Source organism: Mariniflexile sp. (assembly GCF_052728615.1).
Genome location: NZ_JBFVFE010000008.1, coordinates 60,358 through 75,768, shown reverse-complemented (window position 1 = coordinate 75,768; position 15,411 = coordinate 60,358). Strand labels below are relative to the sequence as shown.

13 protein-coding genes, 1 other RNA gene and 1 pseudogene are annotated in these 15,411 nt (G+C 37.0%); 2 read left to right on the top strand and 13 right to left on the bottom strand.

Features of this window, described 5'->3' with window-relative positions:
• Positions 1 to 33: 33 nt before the first annotated feature.
• An RNA gene (ffs, locus tag ACU1LP_RS05160) (signal recognition particle sRNA small type) lies at positions 34 to 132 on the bottom strand.
• A gap of 88 nt (positions 133 to 220) precedes the next feature.
• On the opposite strand from ffs, the gene ACU1LP_RS05155 reads away from it, so the two are divergent.
• Positions 221 to 1,255 carry a glutaminyl-peptide cyclotransferase gene (locus tag ACU1LP_RS05155; protein ID WP_445735744.1) on the top strand — a complete coding sequence of 345 codons (1,035 nt, stop codon included), beginning with the start codon at positions 221 to 223 and terminating at the stop codon, positions 1,253 to 1,255.
• 226 nt (positions 1,256 to 1,481) lie between these two features.
• On the opposite strand, the gene ACU1LP_RS05150 is transcribed toward ACU1LP_RS05155, so the two are convergent.
• From ACU1LP_RS05150 to ACU1LP_RS05100, 11 genes and pseudogenes are all read right to left on the bottom strand, one after another.
• Entirely contained in the window at positions 1,482 to 1,952 is a 471-nt protein-coding gene (locus ACU1LP_RS05150) for a hypothetical protein (RefSeq protein WP_445731428.1), read from the bottom strand.
• A 3-nt stretch (positions 1,953 to 1,955) separates the two neighbouring features.
• Positions 1,956 to 2,339 (bottom strand): DoxX family protein, encoded by a 384-nt coding sequence (locus ACU1LP_RS05145; RefSeq protein WP_445735743.1) that lies wholly within the window; start codon positions 2,337 to 2,339, stop codon positions 1,956 to 1,958.
• A gap of 40 nt (positions 2,340 to 2,379) precedes the next feature.
• Positions 2,380 to 4,791: an alpha-ketoacid dehydrogenase subunit alpha/beta gene (locus tag ACU1LP_RS05140; RefSeq protein ID WP_445735742.1), complete on the bottom strand. Its 2,412-nt coding sequence runs from the start codon at positions 4,789 to 4,791 to the stop codon at positions 2,380 to 2,382.
• A 170-nt stretch (positions 4,792 to 4,961) separates the two neighbouring features.
• On the bottom strand, positions 4,962 to 7,808 hold the full coding sequence (locus ACU1LP_RS05135) for a metalloprotease (protein ID WP_445735741.1): 2,847 nt from the start codon (positions 7,806 to 7,808) through the stop codon (positions 4,962 to 4,964).
• Between the two features lie 203 nt (positions 7,809 to 8,011).
• Positions 8,012 to 8,701, bottom strand: coding sequence for an LOG family protein (locus ACU1LP_RS05130; RefSeq protein WP_445731432.1), 690 nt, complete (start codon positions 8,699 to 8,701; stop codon positions 8,012 to 8,014).
• 164 nt (positions 8,702 to 8,865) lie between these two features.
• Positions 8,866 to 8,994, bottom strand: a pseudogene (locus ACU1LP_RS05125) (type II toxin-antitoxin system RelE/ParE family toxin); the annotation flags it as partial.
• Positions 8,995 to 9,024: 30 nt separating this feature from the next.
• Positions 9,025 to 9,168: a hypothetical protein gene (locus ACU1LP_RS05120; RefSeq protein ID WP_445731433.1), complete on the bottom strand. Its 144-nt coding sequence runs from the start codon at positions 9,166 to 9,168 to the stop codon at positions 9,025 to 9,027.
• Complete coding sequence (locus ACU1LP_RS05115) at positions 9,162 to 9,377, bottom strand: hypothetical protein (protein ID WP_445731434.1); 216 nt, start codon at positions 9,375 to 9,377, stop codon at positions 9,162 to 9,164. Before ACU1LP_RS05115 ends, ACU1LP_RS05120 begins: the two co-directional genes overlap by 7 nt.
• Before the next feature lie 157 nt (positions 9,378 to 9,534).
• Positions 9,535 to 12,390 (bottom strand): excinuclease ABC subunit UvrA, encoded by a 2,856-nt coding sequence (uvrA, locus tag ACU1LP_RS05110; RefSeq protein ID WP_445735740.1) that lies wholly within the window; start codon positions 12,388 to 12,390, stop codon positions 9,535 to 9,537.
• Positions 12,391 to 12,618: 228 nt separating this feature from the next.
• Positions 12,619 to 13,107: a septal ring lytic transglycosylase RlpA family protein gene (locus tag ACU1LP_RS05105; RefSeq protein WP_445731436.1), complete on the bottom strand. Its 489-nt coding sequence runs from the start codon at positions 13,105 to 13,107 to the stop codon at positions 12,619 to 12,621.
• A gap of 139 nt (positions 13,108 to 13,246) precedes the next feature.
• On the bottom strand, positions 13,247 to 13,621 hold the full coding sequence (locus ACU1LP_RS05100; RefSeq protein WP_445731437.1) for a hypothetical protein: 375 nt from the start codon (positions 13,619 to 13,621) through the stop codon (positions 13,247 to 13,249).
• Positions 13,622 to 14,083: 462 nt separating this feature from the next.
• On the opposite strand from ACU1LP_RS05100, the gene ACU1LP_RS05095 reads away from it, so the two are divergent.
• Positions 14,084 to 14,608 (top strand): hypothetical protein, encoded by a 525-nt coding sequence (locus ACU1LP_RS05095; RefSeq protein WP_445735739.1) that lies wholly within the window; start codon positions 14,084 to 14,086, stop codon positions 14,606 to 14,608.
• Positions 14,609 to 14,662: 54 nt separating this feature from the next.
• Here the strand turns inward: ACU1LP_RS05095 and ACU1LP_RS05090 are convergent, their stop codons facing one another.
• Positions 14,663 to 15,376, bottom strand: coding sequence for a hypothetical protein (locus ACU1LP_RS05090; protein WP_445732727.1), 714 nt, complete (start codon positions 15,374 to 15,376; stop codon positions 14,663 to 14,665).
• Positions 15,377 to 15,411 lie beyond the last annotated feature (35 nt).

Below are 15,411 nucleotides of genomic sequence, written 5' to 3'. Positions count from 1 at the left end.
GAAAAATAAGGTTCCTGCTTTCGCAGGAATAAAAAAAGGCAAGCTACCTACATCACACCGCTACGACCATTTACCTTTGCTGCGTTCCCGCCCTGGAGGATTCAACAGGAGCTGGTTGTGTAGGACTTGCCAGTTGCAAAGATACAATCTTTTAAAATTTTCACAATGATTTTTTAAACTGATTTTAAATAAATATCTTGCTTTAAATTTTAAATCACAGATGGATACATTCAAACACTTATTAATCATTTCGTTAAGCATATTATTTAGTGCCTGTGGTTCCAATACAGGACAAAATAAAAGTGATTTTAATATAAATACGAATGCTGTAAAAGGAGATGTTTCCAATAATGAAACCTTAAAGCTTTCCATAGAAAACAAAAAAAACCACACTGTTGACTCCATAAGCTATACTTTGAATGGTAAAAAAATTGGCGAGTCGGTGTCTTTAGATGATTTTAGGTTAGGAAAGCAAACCATTGAAGCTACCGTATATTTTAACAATGAAAAACAAGTAACCACTACTACTGTTACCATTTTAAATAATGAAGCACCAAATGTTTACACCTATAAGATTATAAAGGAATATCCGCATGACATCAGTTCGTACACACAAGGATTGGAGTTTTATAATGATACCTTGTACGAAGGTACGGGGCAGCGTGGTGAATCTAAACTGCGAAAAATAGATTACAGAACAGGCACTGTGCTGAAAAGCGTTGATCTGGCAAAGGAATATTTTGGCGAAGGCATTACCATTTTAAACCATAAAGTGTACCAACTTACCTGGCAAGGTGGCGTTGGTTTTGTGTATGATATCAATACATTTGAAAAAATCAATAGCTTTAAATACGGGAACAGTAAAGAAGGTTGGGGCTTTTGCAACGATTCTAAAATACTTTATAAAAGTGATGGCACCGAAAATATCTGGCTTCTAAACCCTGAAACCTTGGCAGAAGAAGACCACATACAAGTATATACCAACAAAGGTAAAATTGTTGAGATCAATGAACTGGAGTGGATTAATGGCGATATTTATGCTAATCGTTGGCAAAAAGATGGGGTGGCCATTATCAATCCGAAAAATGGTGCTGTTACTGGCGTCATTGACTTTTCGCCTTTAAAGAAGTTGGTAACACAACATGAAAAACTAGATGTTTTAAACGGCATTGCATACAACCCTAAAACCAAAACCATTTTTGTTACAGGCAAATATTGGGACAAATTATTTGAAGTTGATATTGTTAAAAAATAAACTTCCCGCAAGGCAAACGCAATAAATAAATTACGAATTGGTTTAGACTTTTTTGATTGAGGCGAAATCCCGATAGCCATCAGTAGCACCAAAGCACATAATTCTGCCTGTTTTTTTGAAATGAATGGAGTTGGCTTAAAAATGGGTTATTTATCAAGCTTATATCCAAAATCAAGAACCTAGGGGCAAGCCCACTGGGTTTTTAAAACCCACAGGATTATTACAACTACAAATCTTCCAAAATCAAACGATAGTCATATTGCAAATCTTCATGAAGCGTCGCAACTATCTTTTTAACTAAAAGCAGTTGGCGGTGGTACATATTTTGCAATTGGGTACTGTATGTTATACTTGGAGAGAAATCTTTTAATTTTTGGCAGAAGTAGAGTAGGAGTGCGACTTCAGTTTCTTTATTTTGTGAATACCGAATGTATTTTTTTGTGTTGGTCAATATTTTACGGGCACTTTTACGGATGTAAAAATAGCTGGCTGTGTTTATCAGTTCAAATTGGGCGTCCATATAGCTTTTAACCGATTCAATATAGCCTACTTCGTTATCCGATTCGAAGAGTAAATAGGTAAGGAGTTCTTTATTTTCTTTTTTAGATCTGGCAAGACGCAAACAGAGTTCCGTGATATCCACATAAGATCTATGGCTCAACTCTTTCTTTAGATCAGCAAGGGAAGCACCTTTCAAAAGTTATCGTTTTTTAGATGTATCGATAGCATATTTACCAGCACCCATTAACAGAATAGCTAAAAAGCCGACTAAATAAAGCAGTGCTTTTTCTTTAACTCCAAAAGGGTCGGCAGCATGTACCACAAGTACGGCAACACCCATGGTAATGATACTCGGGATGGTTGCTAATTTTGTTTTAAAACCAATCAAAATGAATATAGGGGCGATTACTTCGCCAATTAAGGCTAAAATTAAGGAGGTGGTTTCGCCAACACCAATAGGGTCGGCAAACTTGATGGGGCTTTCAAACAACAGGTTTATTTTAGGGATGCCATGGGTAAGCAGCATACCTGCAAATCCGATTCTAAGAAGTAAAAGACCTAAATCTGTATAGCTTTTTTTCATTTTTTTGAGTATTAATTGTTTGGTGGTTGTAAAATACCAATCATCTTAATTTAGGAAATTCCTTGGGGTTCACTTCGTGCATCACTCTGTAAACAGCTTCAAAAATATCGTCAGCAGAAGGTTTTGAGAAATAATCGCCATCGTTTCCATAAGCGGGTCTGTGTGCTTTGGCGGTTAGTGTTTTAGGTTGGCTATCCAAATAGGGATAGGCATTTTGAACGTTTAGAATTTGGTCCAAAATATAGGCCGAGGCACCCCCGGGAACATCTTCATCTATTACCATAAACCTATTGGTTTTTTCGATGCTTTTGGCAATGTCATGATTCAAATCGAAAGGTAATAACGATTGCACGTCAATCACTTCCGCATCAATATCAACAGCCATTAAATCCTTAGCTACCTGCTCCACAATACGTAGGGTAGAACCATAAGACACCAAGGTAATATCCTTGCCTTCCTTAATGGTTTCCACAACACCAATGGGGGTTTTGATGGCGCTTAAATTATTGGGCATCTTTTCTTTTAGCCGGTATCCGTTTAAACATTCCACAACAATAGCAGGGTCGTCGCCTTTTAAAAGGGTATTATAAAAGCCAGCGGCCTTAGCCATATTTCTGGGAACCAACACATGCACACCACGCACCAAATTTAAAATGCCACCCATTTGGGAGCCCGAATGCCAAATACCTTCTAAACGGTGTCCGCGCGTTCTTATAATCAATGGTGCTTTTTGTTTACCTTTGGTTCTGTAATGTGTGGTTGCCAAATCGTCGCTTATAATTTGAATGGCGTAGAGGATATAATCCAAATACTGGATTTCGGCAATAGGGCGTAACCCACGCAGCGACATCCCAATACCTTGGCCAATGATGGTGGCTTCCCTAATACCGGTATCGGCAACCCTTAATTCGCCATATTTTTCTTGGAGCCCTTCCAAGCCCTGGTTCACATCACCGATATTTCCTGTGTCTTCACCAAAAATGAGCGCTTCCGGATAGTTTCTAAAAATGGCATCAAAATTATCCCGTAGTATCACGCGGCCATCCACTTGGGGCGCATCGTCATCATACGACGGTTTTGTTTCCTTGATCAAAATGTTTGAGCGGTGGGTTTCAGAATGTAAGTGCGAACTAAACACGGGCTGTGTGGTTTCAACCATTCTATTGATCCACTGCGCAAGTTGTTCTTTTTCGGGAAAAGATTCCTTAACAATCTGTACCAATGCTTTTCGGGCAAGTGACAAAATATCCTTTCGGGTAGGCTCATCAATAGCAGATATGCTATTCTTCATTTTTTCCATAAAAACACCATGGACGCTCACCGAGGCCACTTGTTTTAAAATGGATATCAATTCGCTTTGTTCTTTAAGAATAGGTCTTAAAAAGGTGTTCCAAGCATTTTTCTTCGCTTCTCTTACTTCCCGCTTGATGGCTCTTTCAATTTCAATAAGGGCTTCATTGGTGGCTATGCCGCTTTCTAAAATCCATTCGCGCATTTTGGTGTTGCAATCGTGTTTAGCTTCCCATGCCAAACGTTCTGCATTTTTATAACGCTCGTGCGAACCAGAGGTAGAATGCCCTTGTGGTTGTGTAAGCTCTAAAACGTGTATTAAAACAGGTACGTGCTCTTTTCTGGCAATAACCGCTGCTTCTTGGTAGGTTTCCACTAAATTGGCATAGTTCCAACCTTTTACACGTAGAATTTCAAAGCCTTTATAGTCATTATCCCTTTGAAAGCCTTTTAAGACTTCTGAAATACTCTCTTTGGTGGTGTGGTGTTTGGCATGTACGGAAATACCGTATTCATCATCCCATATACTTATAACCAAAGGAACCTGCAAAACCCCTGCGGCATTTATGGTTTCAAAAAACAGCCCTTCACTGGTACTGGCATTTCCTATGGTGCCCCATGCAATCTCATTTCCTTTATCTGAAAAATTGGTTGTGTTGATGCCTTCAACCTGCCTGAATATCTTGGAGGCTTGCGCCAACCCCAGTAAACGGGGCATTTGACTTGCTGTGGGCGAAATATCGGCACTGGAGTTGTATTGCTTGGTCAAATCTTTCCAGCTGCCATCTTCGTTCAAACTGTGGGTCGCAAAATGGCCACCCATTTGACGGCCTGCCGACATAGGTTCCAGTTCTAAATTGGTATTGGCGTACAGACCTGCAAAAAACTGTTCGCTGGTAAGCTCGCCAATCGCCATCATAAAGGTTTGATCGCGATAATAGCCAGAGCGCCAATCGCCTTTTTTAAAGGTTTTGGCCATGGCCAATTGTGGCACTTCCTTACCATCACCAAAAATCCCGAATTTTGCTTTGCCTGTCAGTACTTCTCTTCGTCCCAACAAGCTACATTCTCTACTTCTAACAGCTATTTTGTAGTCGGTTAAAACTTCAGCCTTAAAATCTTCAAATGATAAGTTGTTTTTTAAATTGTGTACAGTATGCATATAATGGAATACTTAGGCTTTACAAAAGTAATTAAAGTTTGTGTGTTATACAATAAAAATCAAGAACATCTAATTGATAAATCTTTAAAAATACGTACTATTTACGAATATAATTATTAATTGATCAATGAATATCGTTATCCGTTAATAATTAAACAATAGTTTAACGTTTAATACCAACGACGCCTGAACAGACCGAAGAGTGCTTTAGGGTCTACGGTGAACTTAAACCTGATTTTTTGGTCGTAGTCGGGCTGTCCCACTTCCCATCCCAGATTGGAATACAAAGGAAAATATACCTCAAAATAATCGGTTACCAAATTGATTCTAATACCAGAATCGTATACAAAATGGGCGTTATCAAACTTGTTTTTTAAAACACCTACATCGCCATACACTAAAATATATTTCCACAGAGTGGTGCTCACATTCGCTGTTGAAATCCACTGGTTTGCAAATGGGGTATTTAACTTCGACTTAAATCCTCCTTCAGCTTCAATGTATTGCTGACTGAAAATACCCGATGATTCCGAACGTCCTAAATAGGGGTATTCAAACAAATAATCGGTGGGTCTATCCAAAGCAAAACTGAAAAAGCTTGAAGTGGGGTCGTTGTTGTTTTTAATAAAAGCCCCCGTGAAAAACCGTAAATTTAACTGTCTATTGCTTTCAAAGAGGCGACGGTATTCATAATTAAACGATACTTTGCTGAAGTTTTTTGCTATCTGCAAATCGGTAGACCACTTATTGAAATGAACCAAGTTGTCGTTGGAATCTGTATACCGTGCATTGAACACGCCATAATTGGGCTGGTTGGTTGTTAGGATATTATTGACATCTTTATCTCTATTGATGTCTATATGCCTTAGGGTAAGCAATTTTCTGTTGTTGGATCTAAAATCATCTTTCTCCCTAAAGTAGAACATCAGCGAGGGCGATATTTGCCTAACAAATAAATTTTCGGCATAAGAAACATAGCCTCCACTCAAGCCATAACTAATTGCGTAGAGGCCGCTGTTTTCTAAATAATGTGTCATGGACACAAAAGCAGATCCTGTTAAAGTCTTTGATTTTAGGGCATATTGCGGCTCAAATTTGTAATTGAATGGTTTCTTTAAAACCGTTTTGTTATAGATTCTCAAACCAAGGGTAAACCCATCATATATATTATTGAATTCTGCTGTTGGCATAAAAAACACTTGACTGTAATAGGGGTCTTCCATGTCTTGAAAAAGTCTGAATTGCAAGGGTTTATTGTTAAAAAAGAATCCTTTTAACGATTTCCAATTATCGCGTGCATTTATTTCAGGAATAACGTTGTTATAGTTTAAAACCAGTTTATTGGCATGTTTTCTGGGGATGGTAAATGTTTTGTTTTCGGTAATGTTCTCTATCCATGTTTTAGATACAATGGTATCGTTTTTTAATGCATATAGCGAAATAGGCATGCTATTGTCCTGCTTGTTTTTAATGGTTATGGTTACGGAATCTTCTGTTTTAACCACCTTTTTTATTTTGAAATCTATTTTTTTGCGCGTTGTTAGATAATCGGTAAAAAACCAATCGATATCTTTGTCGGTCCTGGATTTTATATAGTTTTCAAAATCTTTACCGGTAACGGGCTTTAACTTGTTTTCAATGACAAAGGAAGAAAGACTGTTTTCAACAATGTCATGGTTTATAAAGTCGTCCAGATACTTCAATCCCACACCCGCTTTGTATTTGTTGGCAATACTGTAGTTGAATTTCAACAAAGAATCTTTAGGCATTGTTAAGGGTTGGTCCCTATTGGTTCGAGCCATAAGCATGTAGGCCAAAATGTATTTATCATTGAATTTCATATCGGCAGCATGAAACGAACGCACGCCCCAAATATCGGCCAAAGACCCTAAAAATTTCATGTTGGGGTAATGCTCATCAACATAATCCATTAAATAATACATTTGGATACCATCAAGCAACCACTGTTCGGTCCTAGGATTTATTAGAAGCGTATTTTCTAAATAATTATGCAGTACCACTTTTAAAAGTTTTAGTTCATATTGAAAATGAGTGGGGTACGGTTTTATAAAATTCGGCAAAAAATTCAGGCCATAAATGGGGTCTTTAGCATAATCGATCTGTGTTAAAAGAAGTTTGTTATGTGGGTAATCCCCCAGTTTTTCACGAATGAACTTGGTCACTCTTTCAGTAATCAAAACCTTGTCTATCATCTCTAAATTTACATCGTCGATGTTTGAAACAAGCGCAAAACCCCCATTTTGAATACTGTTGAATTTTTGGAATTTATTTAGGAATAATTTATTGTTTACTATATTGTTTCCGGTCAATGTAGTGGTCTGCCTGTTAAAATTTTGAACCTCTTCACTTACATCCAATTCTGAAGTCAATTTATATTCTGAAGGGTACTCAATTTCAAGATTTACATCGGCAGGTGGTATGTATAGATCGTCTAAATCCTTATTGCTATAATAATGCCATCTGCCATTGTAAACAGCCGGCGTAATATACCAATACCTTAAGTTTAAATCGCCTGTATTGGAAACGCCATAACTTGTAAACTTATCACTGGGAATGTGTACTAAATATTCCAGATGGATGGTATAAAAACCATGGGGCCCTAAAGGATTTTTTAATTCAACTTTTATAATATCCAGTTGATTTTTTAATTGTTGAAATACCAAATCTTTACCATTCTGTGTGATGGATGTTATTACTGAATAGCCTCTTTCTTCATTTTTGGCTAAATGGAATTCGTTTCTGTATTCATCGGCAATTCTTTGGGCCAAGGGTGTTTTTTTTGTGGAATAACTATTGTTCCAATCGTTTAGATAAATGGTGTGCAGTGAATCTTGGGTGGTATTTTGATATTGAATGGTCTGGGATATTTTTATGTGCCTATTTTCAATATCAAAACTTGCCTTTAAGTCTATTTTATTTTGACCAAAGCCCGCATAACACACTAAAGCATACAGTATGTAACTGAAGATATGCGATTTTAATTTGCTATTTAACATTCAAAAAGGTTCATGATTTATAAGGGGCTGCAAGATAGTAAAATATAGTTGGCAAAAAATGTGTGTTTTTGTAGGTCACGTCAAGAGTACTAAAAATGTTAAGCCACGAACTGGCGAAGCAAATTTGTGGCTAAAAAAAAAGATATTCATTTTAATACGTTAGATATGTTTGTAGGTTGATTGGATTTGATAACAGACATAGTTTAGAAATTAGGACTTAAATCGGATCCGTTATAGAATGAATCGAGTATGGCTACCACTTCATCTTCGGTATCTACCAAATGGATTAAATCTAAATCGGCGGCATTTATATTTGCCAAAGATTCCAAAAGCGTGGTTTTTATCCATGCCAAAAGGCCTTCCCAAAATGGTTTTCCTACTAGAATAATAGGAAATCGTTCAATTTTATGTGTCTGTATCAATGTGATGGCCTCAAACAGTTCATCTAACGTGCCAAAACCACCGGGCATGACCACAAACCCTTGGGAATATTTGACAAACATGACTTTGCGAACAAAAAAGTAATCGAAATCCAAACTTTTATCCGCATCAATGTAAGGATTGTCGTGCTGCTCAAAAGGCAAATCGATATTCAAACCAACCGAAGTGCCACCACCTAAATGCGCCCCTTTGTTACCAGCCTCCATAATACCGGGACCACCGCCGGTAATAACACCATAACCAGATTCCACAATTCTTTTGGCTATCTTTTCTGCAAGAATATAATTGGGATGCTCGGGTTTTGTTCTGGCAGAACCAAATATGGATACGCACGGGCCTATTTTACTGAGTTTCTCATACCCATTTACAAACTCTCCCATAATCTTAAATATGGCCCAAGAATCGTTTGTTTTTATTTCGTTCCAAGCTTTACTGTGTTTTTCTAATCGCATTTTTTTATTGTATTTGAATGAATAAATGTGAATTTGTGTACGTGATTTTAAAAATTTTTAAGTTTAAAGCATAAAATTTCACACCAATTAACTGATGAAGAATTAAAATTAAAACATTGGCTAATAGGCAAATGAAAGGAATGAATTGGTTTATGAAGATAATTCTAATATTTTTTAGGCTCTCTACTGGTATGGCGGACTCTTAATACTCTAATTTCAGCATCCGTAACTTTATACGCTACACGATAACTGTATTTTTCAAAAGCTCTATAATTGCCGTCATTATTTTCTTTATATCTGTCCCGTCCGTAAACTTCAGGATTTTAGATAATACGTTTAACTTCATTAATAATAGTAACTCTTACTTTGTCTGCAGACTGGACGGATTCCTTTTTTAGATATTTATAGATATCCTTTAATTGGAAAGCTGCTTCTTTATCCCAAACAACTTTCTTAATTTCTACCATTCACCAGCCATTTTATCTACTTCTTCTTGGGTAAAAAACTCTCCCGCATCAATACGCACATTCGCTTCATCAATTTCTTTGTTATATTGGTTTAAGCTAATTCTTTTTGAAGTTGATTTGTTTAAAATACTTTCTAGTTTATCGAAAACACTTTCTTCAACACTGAATAATTTCTGAATAAACACGTACTTTCTTGCCTCTAAATCCATATCTAAAAAATTTTGATTCTATCTTCAAAGATAACAAAAATCGTGCTATTAATTATTCGGTTTTTTTAATTCATATTCCCTTGTAAAAAATACATAAAGATGAATTCAATGTTTTAATTTTCTTAATTCTTAATTCTTAATTCTTAATTCTTAATTCTTAATTCTTAATTCTTAATTCATTGAGGCCAGTTCCTTTTTTAAGAAACTTTGCCGTATAACTTTTTTTGTGGTTTGCAACTTCTTCGGGCGTGCCTTCCACTATAATTTGTCCGCCACCATTTCCGCCTTCATACCCAATATCAATAATATGGTCCACGGTTTTAATAACGTCTAAATTATGCTCAATAATCAATACGGTATTGCCTTTGTCGGCTAGCTTATTCAAAACAATCATCAACACACGAATATCCTCAAAATGAAGTCCCGTGGTAGGTTCATCTAAAATATAGAACGTATTCCCAGTGTCGCGTTTGCTTAATTCCGTTGCCAGTTTTATGCGTTGTGCTTCGCCGCCGGAAAGCGTCGTGCTCTGTTGCCCTAGAGTAATATAACCAAGTCCAACATCTTTAATCGTTTTTAGCTTATTGTAAATCTTTGGGATATTTTCAAAAAACGAAACCGCCTCATCAATGGTCATGTCCAGTACATCGCTGATGCTTTTTCCTTTATAGCGGATTTCTAAAGTTTCGCGGTTAAAACGTTTCCCTTGGCAGGTTTCGCATTCCACATACACATCGGGCAGAAAATTCATTTCAATAACACGCAAGCCACCACCTTGGCAGGTTTCACAGCGACCGCCTTTTACATTAAAACTAAAACGGCCCGCTTTGTAACCACGGATCATGGCCTCGGGTATTTTGGCAAATAGGCTACGGATTTCGTCAAAAGTCTTCGTATATGTTGCTGGGTTGCTTCTGGGCGTTCTACCTATGGGCGATTGGTTGATATCAATCACTTTATCAATATGTTCCAACCCTTTAATGCTTTTGTAGGGCATTGGTTTTTTAACGCCGTTAAAATAATAAGCGTTTAAAATAGGGTAGAGGGTTTCGTTTATTAAGGTCGATTTTCCACTACCGGAAACCCCGGTAACGCCAATCATTTTTCCCAATGGGAATTTAACAGACACGTTTTTTAGGTTGTTTCCTGTACAGCCTTTAAGCTCCAGAAATTTACCGTTTCCTTCGCGACGCTTTTTCGGGATTTCTATTTGTTTATTGCCGTTTAAATAATCGGCCGTTAAGGTATGGTGCGTTAAAAGTTCTTTTGGAGTACCGATGCTTATAATTTCGCCCCCATGTTTTCCTGCTTTCGGGCCAATATCAATCACATAATCCGCACTTTCAATCATGTCTTTATCATGTTCCACCACAATAATGGAATTTCCAATATCACGAAGCGCCATGAGCGAGTTTATCAGTTTCTCATTATCCCGTTGGTGCAAGCCAATACTGGGTTCGTCCAAAATATAAAGGACGCCGACCAATTGCGAACCAATTTGTGTTGCCAACCGGATGCGTTGTGCTTCGCCACCGGAAAGGGATTTGGAGCTTCGGTTCAATGATAGGTAATCCAACCCAACATCCAATAAAAACTTCAGTCTTGCTTTTATTTCCTTCACCACTTCCTCAGCAATTTTTAATTGTTTGTCCGATAAATGATGGTGCAAATCGTTAAACCAAGCTGTTAACTCCACAATATCGGCATTGGCGAGTTCTGCAATGTTTTTATCGTTTATTTTGAAATAAAGGGACTCCTTTTTCAGTCGCGTGCCTTCGCATTCCGGACAGGTTACTTTATCCATATACTCTTTTGCCCAACGTTTTAAAGATGTGGATTCGGCCGTTTTGTATTGGTTTTCAATAAAGTTGGCAACGCCTTCAAAATCTATTTTATAATCGCGGGTAAGGCCCAGTGTTTTGCTTTCCACCGAAAATTTTTCGTTTCCACCGTATAAAATCATCTGTTTTGCCGCTTCCGGAATGTCTTTATAAGCATCCGTCAATTTAAATTTGAAACGTTGCGCAATGGTTTCAAACTGCTTAAAAATCCAGCTGTTTTTTTCGGGGCCGTGGGGTGCCAAAGCGCCTGCTTTAATTGAAATACTATCGTCTGGAATAATTTTGTTTTCATTCACTTTATAAAGCGTTCCAATACCATTGCAAGTGTCGCAGGCGCCTTTTGGCGAATTGAACGAAAAATTATTGGGTTCCGGATTTGGGTATGAAATCCCCGAAGTAGGGCACATCAAACTTCTACTGAAATAGCGTGTTTCGTTCGTGTCTTGGTCCAAAACCATCAACACATCTTCGCCATGGTACATGGCAGTATTTATGGTTTCGGTAAGTCGTTTGTCGTTATCTGCGGAATCATCAATAACCAGTCGGTCGATCACAATTTCAATGTCATGTGTTTTATAACGGTCCAACATCATGCCTTTTGTAATATCTTTTATATCGCCATCCGCTCTCACTTTTACAAAACCTTGTTTTGCAATTTGTTCAAACAATTCGCGGTAATGTCCTTTTCGGGACCGCACAACCGGTGCTAATATATTAATGCGCTTGCCTTTAAAATCGCTAGAGATCAGTTCTTTAATTTGATCGTCGCTATAACTTACCATTTTATTGCCCGTATTATAACTGTACGCATCACTGGCGCGTGCATACAACAGACGTAGGAAATCGTAAATTTCGGTAATAGTGCCCACGGTAGAGCGTGGTGATTTGCTGGTCGTTTTTTGCTCGATGGCAATTACGGGAGACAACCCATCAATTTTATCAACATCAGGACGCTCCAAGCCACCTAAAAACTGACGTGCATAAGCCGAAAACGTTTCAATATATCGGCGTTGTCCTTCAGCATAAATAGTATCAAAAGCCAGTGATGATTTACCGCTACCAGAAAGCCCAGTGATAACCACAAGTTTCTCGCGCGGAATGGATACATCAATATTTTTAAGATTGTGGACTCTGGCTCCTTTTACTTCAATAAAATCGTCGAATTGGCTCATAAATGATAGGCTAACCTGCTGTTCGGCAGATAGGAGCGCAAAGGTACAGATTCTACAATGAAAAAGAAACGAAGTTTATTCTGGGTTTTGTTAAAATAGAGCCAAAATAAAACATTTGGGTATGGAGAAACAAACTACTATGAATTATTAAGGTATTTAATCTGAACGAAAGTTAGTTAAAATGTCCGTTTTGGTAGCAATAGGGCTATGTCAAGGATCAAGTTTTAGTCAAAAACGCAACACAGGCCATATCGGATCTTCCAGAATTTCAATATTAACAATTAAATAACCGCGTTGTTTGAATTTGGCAATTTCCATAAACGCTTTTCTGGACAAGTCCAATTCCCGGTCTTTCACAAAAGGGCCTCTATCGTTTACGGTAACAATAACAGAGGAGTCATTTACCGTATTGGTAACTCTAATCCGGGTGCCAAATTTTAAGGTTTTGTGGGCAGCAGTGTACAAATTGTTATCGAATAGTTCACCACTAGCCGTTTTTCTGCCATTAAATTTTTCATGGTAATAAGAAGCATGGGCATTTTCCTTGAACGGAATGTAAGTCACAAATGAGGAATCGGTGTCTGTTGAATCATTTAAAATCTTCGTGCTTATAAGGTTAAAAGAAGTGGCTTTTACAGCATTTTTTTGTGGTAAAGTAAAGCTGCTTATTAAAACCAGTAAAACTAAAACAGGAATAATTTTTGCGGTTAACCTCATATAATTATTTTTTGATTCTTCAATAACGAAAAAACACGTTTATAATTATACGGAGCAATTAACTTTTTGGCCTTCAGTATTGGAAAAAAAAAGAAGCTACACACTTTTTGTAACTTCTTTAGCTTCAATTTGAGCAGGTTTATGATTTTGCTTTTGATATTTCACCAGATTCAATAGATTTTATATAATCTGCCTCAACATCTTTTAAGAACCCAAAAAATTTACTCTTGTCCCGGCGCTCAATAACTACACGGGTAGTTCCATCCCCATCATTAATAACTTCCTTCACAACCACATGATTTCCTTGTACACTTTTATAATTGGCAATACCTCCGCGTTTTACAATAAAATTTAATCTTGGAAAATCTATATGGTTATACATACTGCCCGAGGGTGAATTTATAATTAAAACATCGCCAACTTTTGGGTCGTTTTGTTTAAGTTCAAATACTTGGTTGTTACTTGCAAAGGTTAGACCAAAGGCGAATACAAATAAAAAAAATATTTTTTTCATGACTATTATTTTTAAGGGTCAATTTATGTTTTTTGCTAAGATAACCTTCAAAGAAAGTACTCTAAAATAGATTTAGAATTATTTAACTTTTGAAGAATTCCAATAAAAAAACCGCAACCTTATAGCTAAAGGGGGTAAGAATAAACAAAATGATAGTTTGTTTATTTTAAGGTGTTTTTTTTAACCTATCCATCTTGAATGGGTGTATTTTTTGATTTTAGACCCTTTAGATTTATGGGGTTATTTTTGAAAACCTTTTTTTGTATTTTAACAAAAATTTAAGATTTAACAATGCTTGTTGGTTTCCTAAATGTTTCGTTAAGTTTTATTATAATTGCAAAACAAATTAAAGTTCAATAACAAAAATCATATTTATGAAACTTCCATAACTAAATTTCAATACCCAAACAATTATTACATGGAAGTCCCATGCGACCGATAAAAAACAATAAATATAAACACATGAAATTATTAGGCATAGGCTCAAGAATTGAGCACAAAGAATACGGAAAAGGCGTAGTTACCAACGTTACCAATCAACATTATTGGGTAACTTTTATTGAAAACGGATTGGAAACCATAGACTTGGATAGCGAATTTGATGTTATAGAAGCTGCTGATGGCGATGTGGACACCGTTAGCTTTTTTGATGTTGAAAGTAGCTTGGTAAACATTCTGAAAAAATGGAGCGATGCCAGCGAAATTGTGACCATTGCGGATAAATACAAAGGCGGCAAGCTGATTTTGGAACCTAGTGATACCGGTTTAAAAGCTTATGAACTACCAATTGATACTTTTTTCCATAAAATAACCATGGTGCGCGACAGATTGCGTGTTATGGAACAGCGCGTAAATGCCAGCGATTTGGATGAACAAGCTAAAATAGATTTGCAACAATATATTACCCGAATTTATGGAAGTTTAACCAGCTTTAATATTCTGTTCAAATCAGAAAGCCATCGCTTCGTAGGGCAAAAGGGGAGTTAGTGTTCAGTCGCAGTCGCAGTCGCACTACTGAACACTGCGACTGCGACTGAACACTCATTCCACTCCTTTAATATGATTTATTTCCAAACCTAAAACAAATAGTTTATGGAAGGTTGGTAGTTGTGCGCCGCTTTCTGTAGTGGTCCAGTCGTTCCAGGAAGCTTCTAAACCATCAATGGGCAAAATAGATACCCACATTTTAAAGGCTGTTGGTTTGCCTGTATCATCCAACAACCATAAATAGGAATCCCCAGGCGTGGAGCCTCCAGATGTATAGGTTACCAAAAGTGATTTTTTATTGTTATAATTAACCAATCGGCGTTCAGTTCCTTTGTCAAAAACTTTGTAAGGTGCCACCAACCAAAAGGAATCGTTATTAAAATATTTAACGGCTTTTTCAATGAGTTTGTTGGCTAAACCGCCATCTACTTTAAAACTATGTACATACGCTTTATGCTGTGAGGCATCGTTTAAATTTAAACTCACTTTATATTCCTTCCAATATACATCACAGGTATTTTCTGCTTTTTCCCATTTGTAATGGTGCCTTCTTTTAAAAGTCCACTCTATGGTATTTGTGCTTTTGTAGGCATCATAATCCAATGCTTCAAGCATTTTGTAGGCCAGCGCATCGGCTTCTTTCCCTTGGATTCCATGGGGTAGATCTTCATTATATTTAAAGTAAACGAAACCAAAAAACAAGACACTGGGCAAGGTTAGGAATATGATGACTCCAGTTATTATTTTTAGGATCTTTTTTGATTTCATGAAATTACATTAAATATCGAAGCTAAATTATTAAT

What these genes read in the sequence shown, in the direction of transcription:
- ACU1LP_RS05145 (WP_445735743.1), bottom strand. Translation starts at nt 2,339, where the DNA reads ATGAAAAAAAGCTATACAGATTTAGGTCTTTTACTTCTTAGAATCGGA.
- ACU1LP_RS05155 (WP_445735744.1), top strand. Translation starts at nt 221, where the DNA reads ATGGATACATTCAAACACTTATTAATCATTTCGTTAAGCATATTATTT.
- ACU1LP_RS05140 (WP_445735742.1), bottom strand. Translation starts at nt 4,791, where the DNA reads ATGCATACTGTACACAATTTAAAAAACAACTTATCATTTGAAGATTTT.
- ACU1LP_RS05120 (WP_445731433.1), bottom strand. Translation starts at nt 9,168, where the DNA reads ATGGTAGAAATTAAGAAAGTTGTTTGGGATAAAGAAGCAGCTTTCCAA.
- ACU1LP_RS05115 (WP_445731434.1), bottom strand. Translation starts at nt 9,377, where the DNA reads ATGGATTTAGAGGCAAGAAAGTACGTGTTTATTCAGAAATTATTCAGT.
- ACU1LP_RS05090 (WP_445732727.1), bottom strand. Translation starts at nt 15,376, where the DNA reads ATGAAATCAAAAAAGATCCTAAAAATAATAACTGGAGTCATCATATTC.
- ACU1LP_RS05135 (WP_445735741.1), bottom strand. Translation starts at nt 7,808, where the DNA reads ATGTTAAATAGCAAATTAAAATCGCATATCTTCAGTTACATACTGTAT.
- uvrA (WP_445735740.1), bottom strand. Translation starts at nt 12,390, where the DNA reads ATGAGCCAATTCGACGATTTTATTGAAGTAAAAGGAGCCAGAGTCCAC.
- ACU1LP_RS05130 (WP_445731432.1), bottom strand. Translation starts at nt 8,701, where the DNA reads ATGCGATTAGAAAAACACAGTAAAGCTTGGAACGAAATAAAAACAAAC.
- ACU1LP_RS05100 (WP_445731437.1), bottom strand. Translation starts at nt 13,621, where the DNA reads ATGAAAAAAATATTTTTTTTATTTGTATTCGCCTTTGGTCTAACCTTT.
- ACU1LP_RS05105 (WP_445731436.1), bottom strand. Translation starts at nt 13,107, where the DNA reads ATGAGGTTAACCGCAAAAATTATTCCTGTTTTAGTTTTACTGGTTTTA.
- ACU1LP_RS05095 (WP_445735739.1), top strand. Translation starts at nt 14,084, where the DNA reads ATGAAATTATTAGGCATAGGCTCAAGAATTGAGCACAAAGAATACGGA.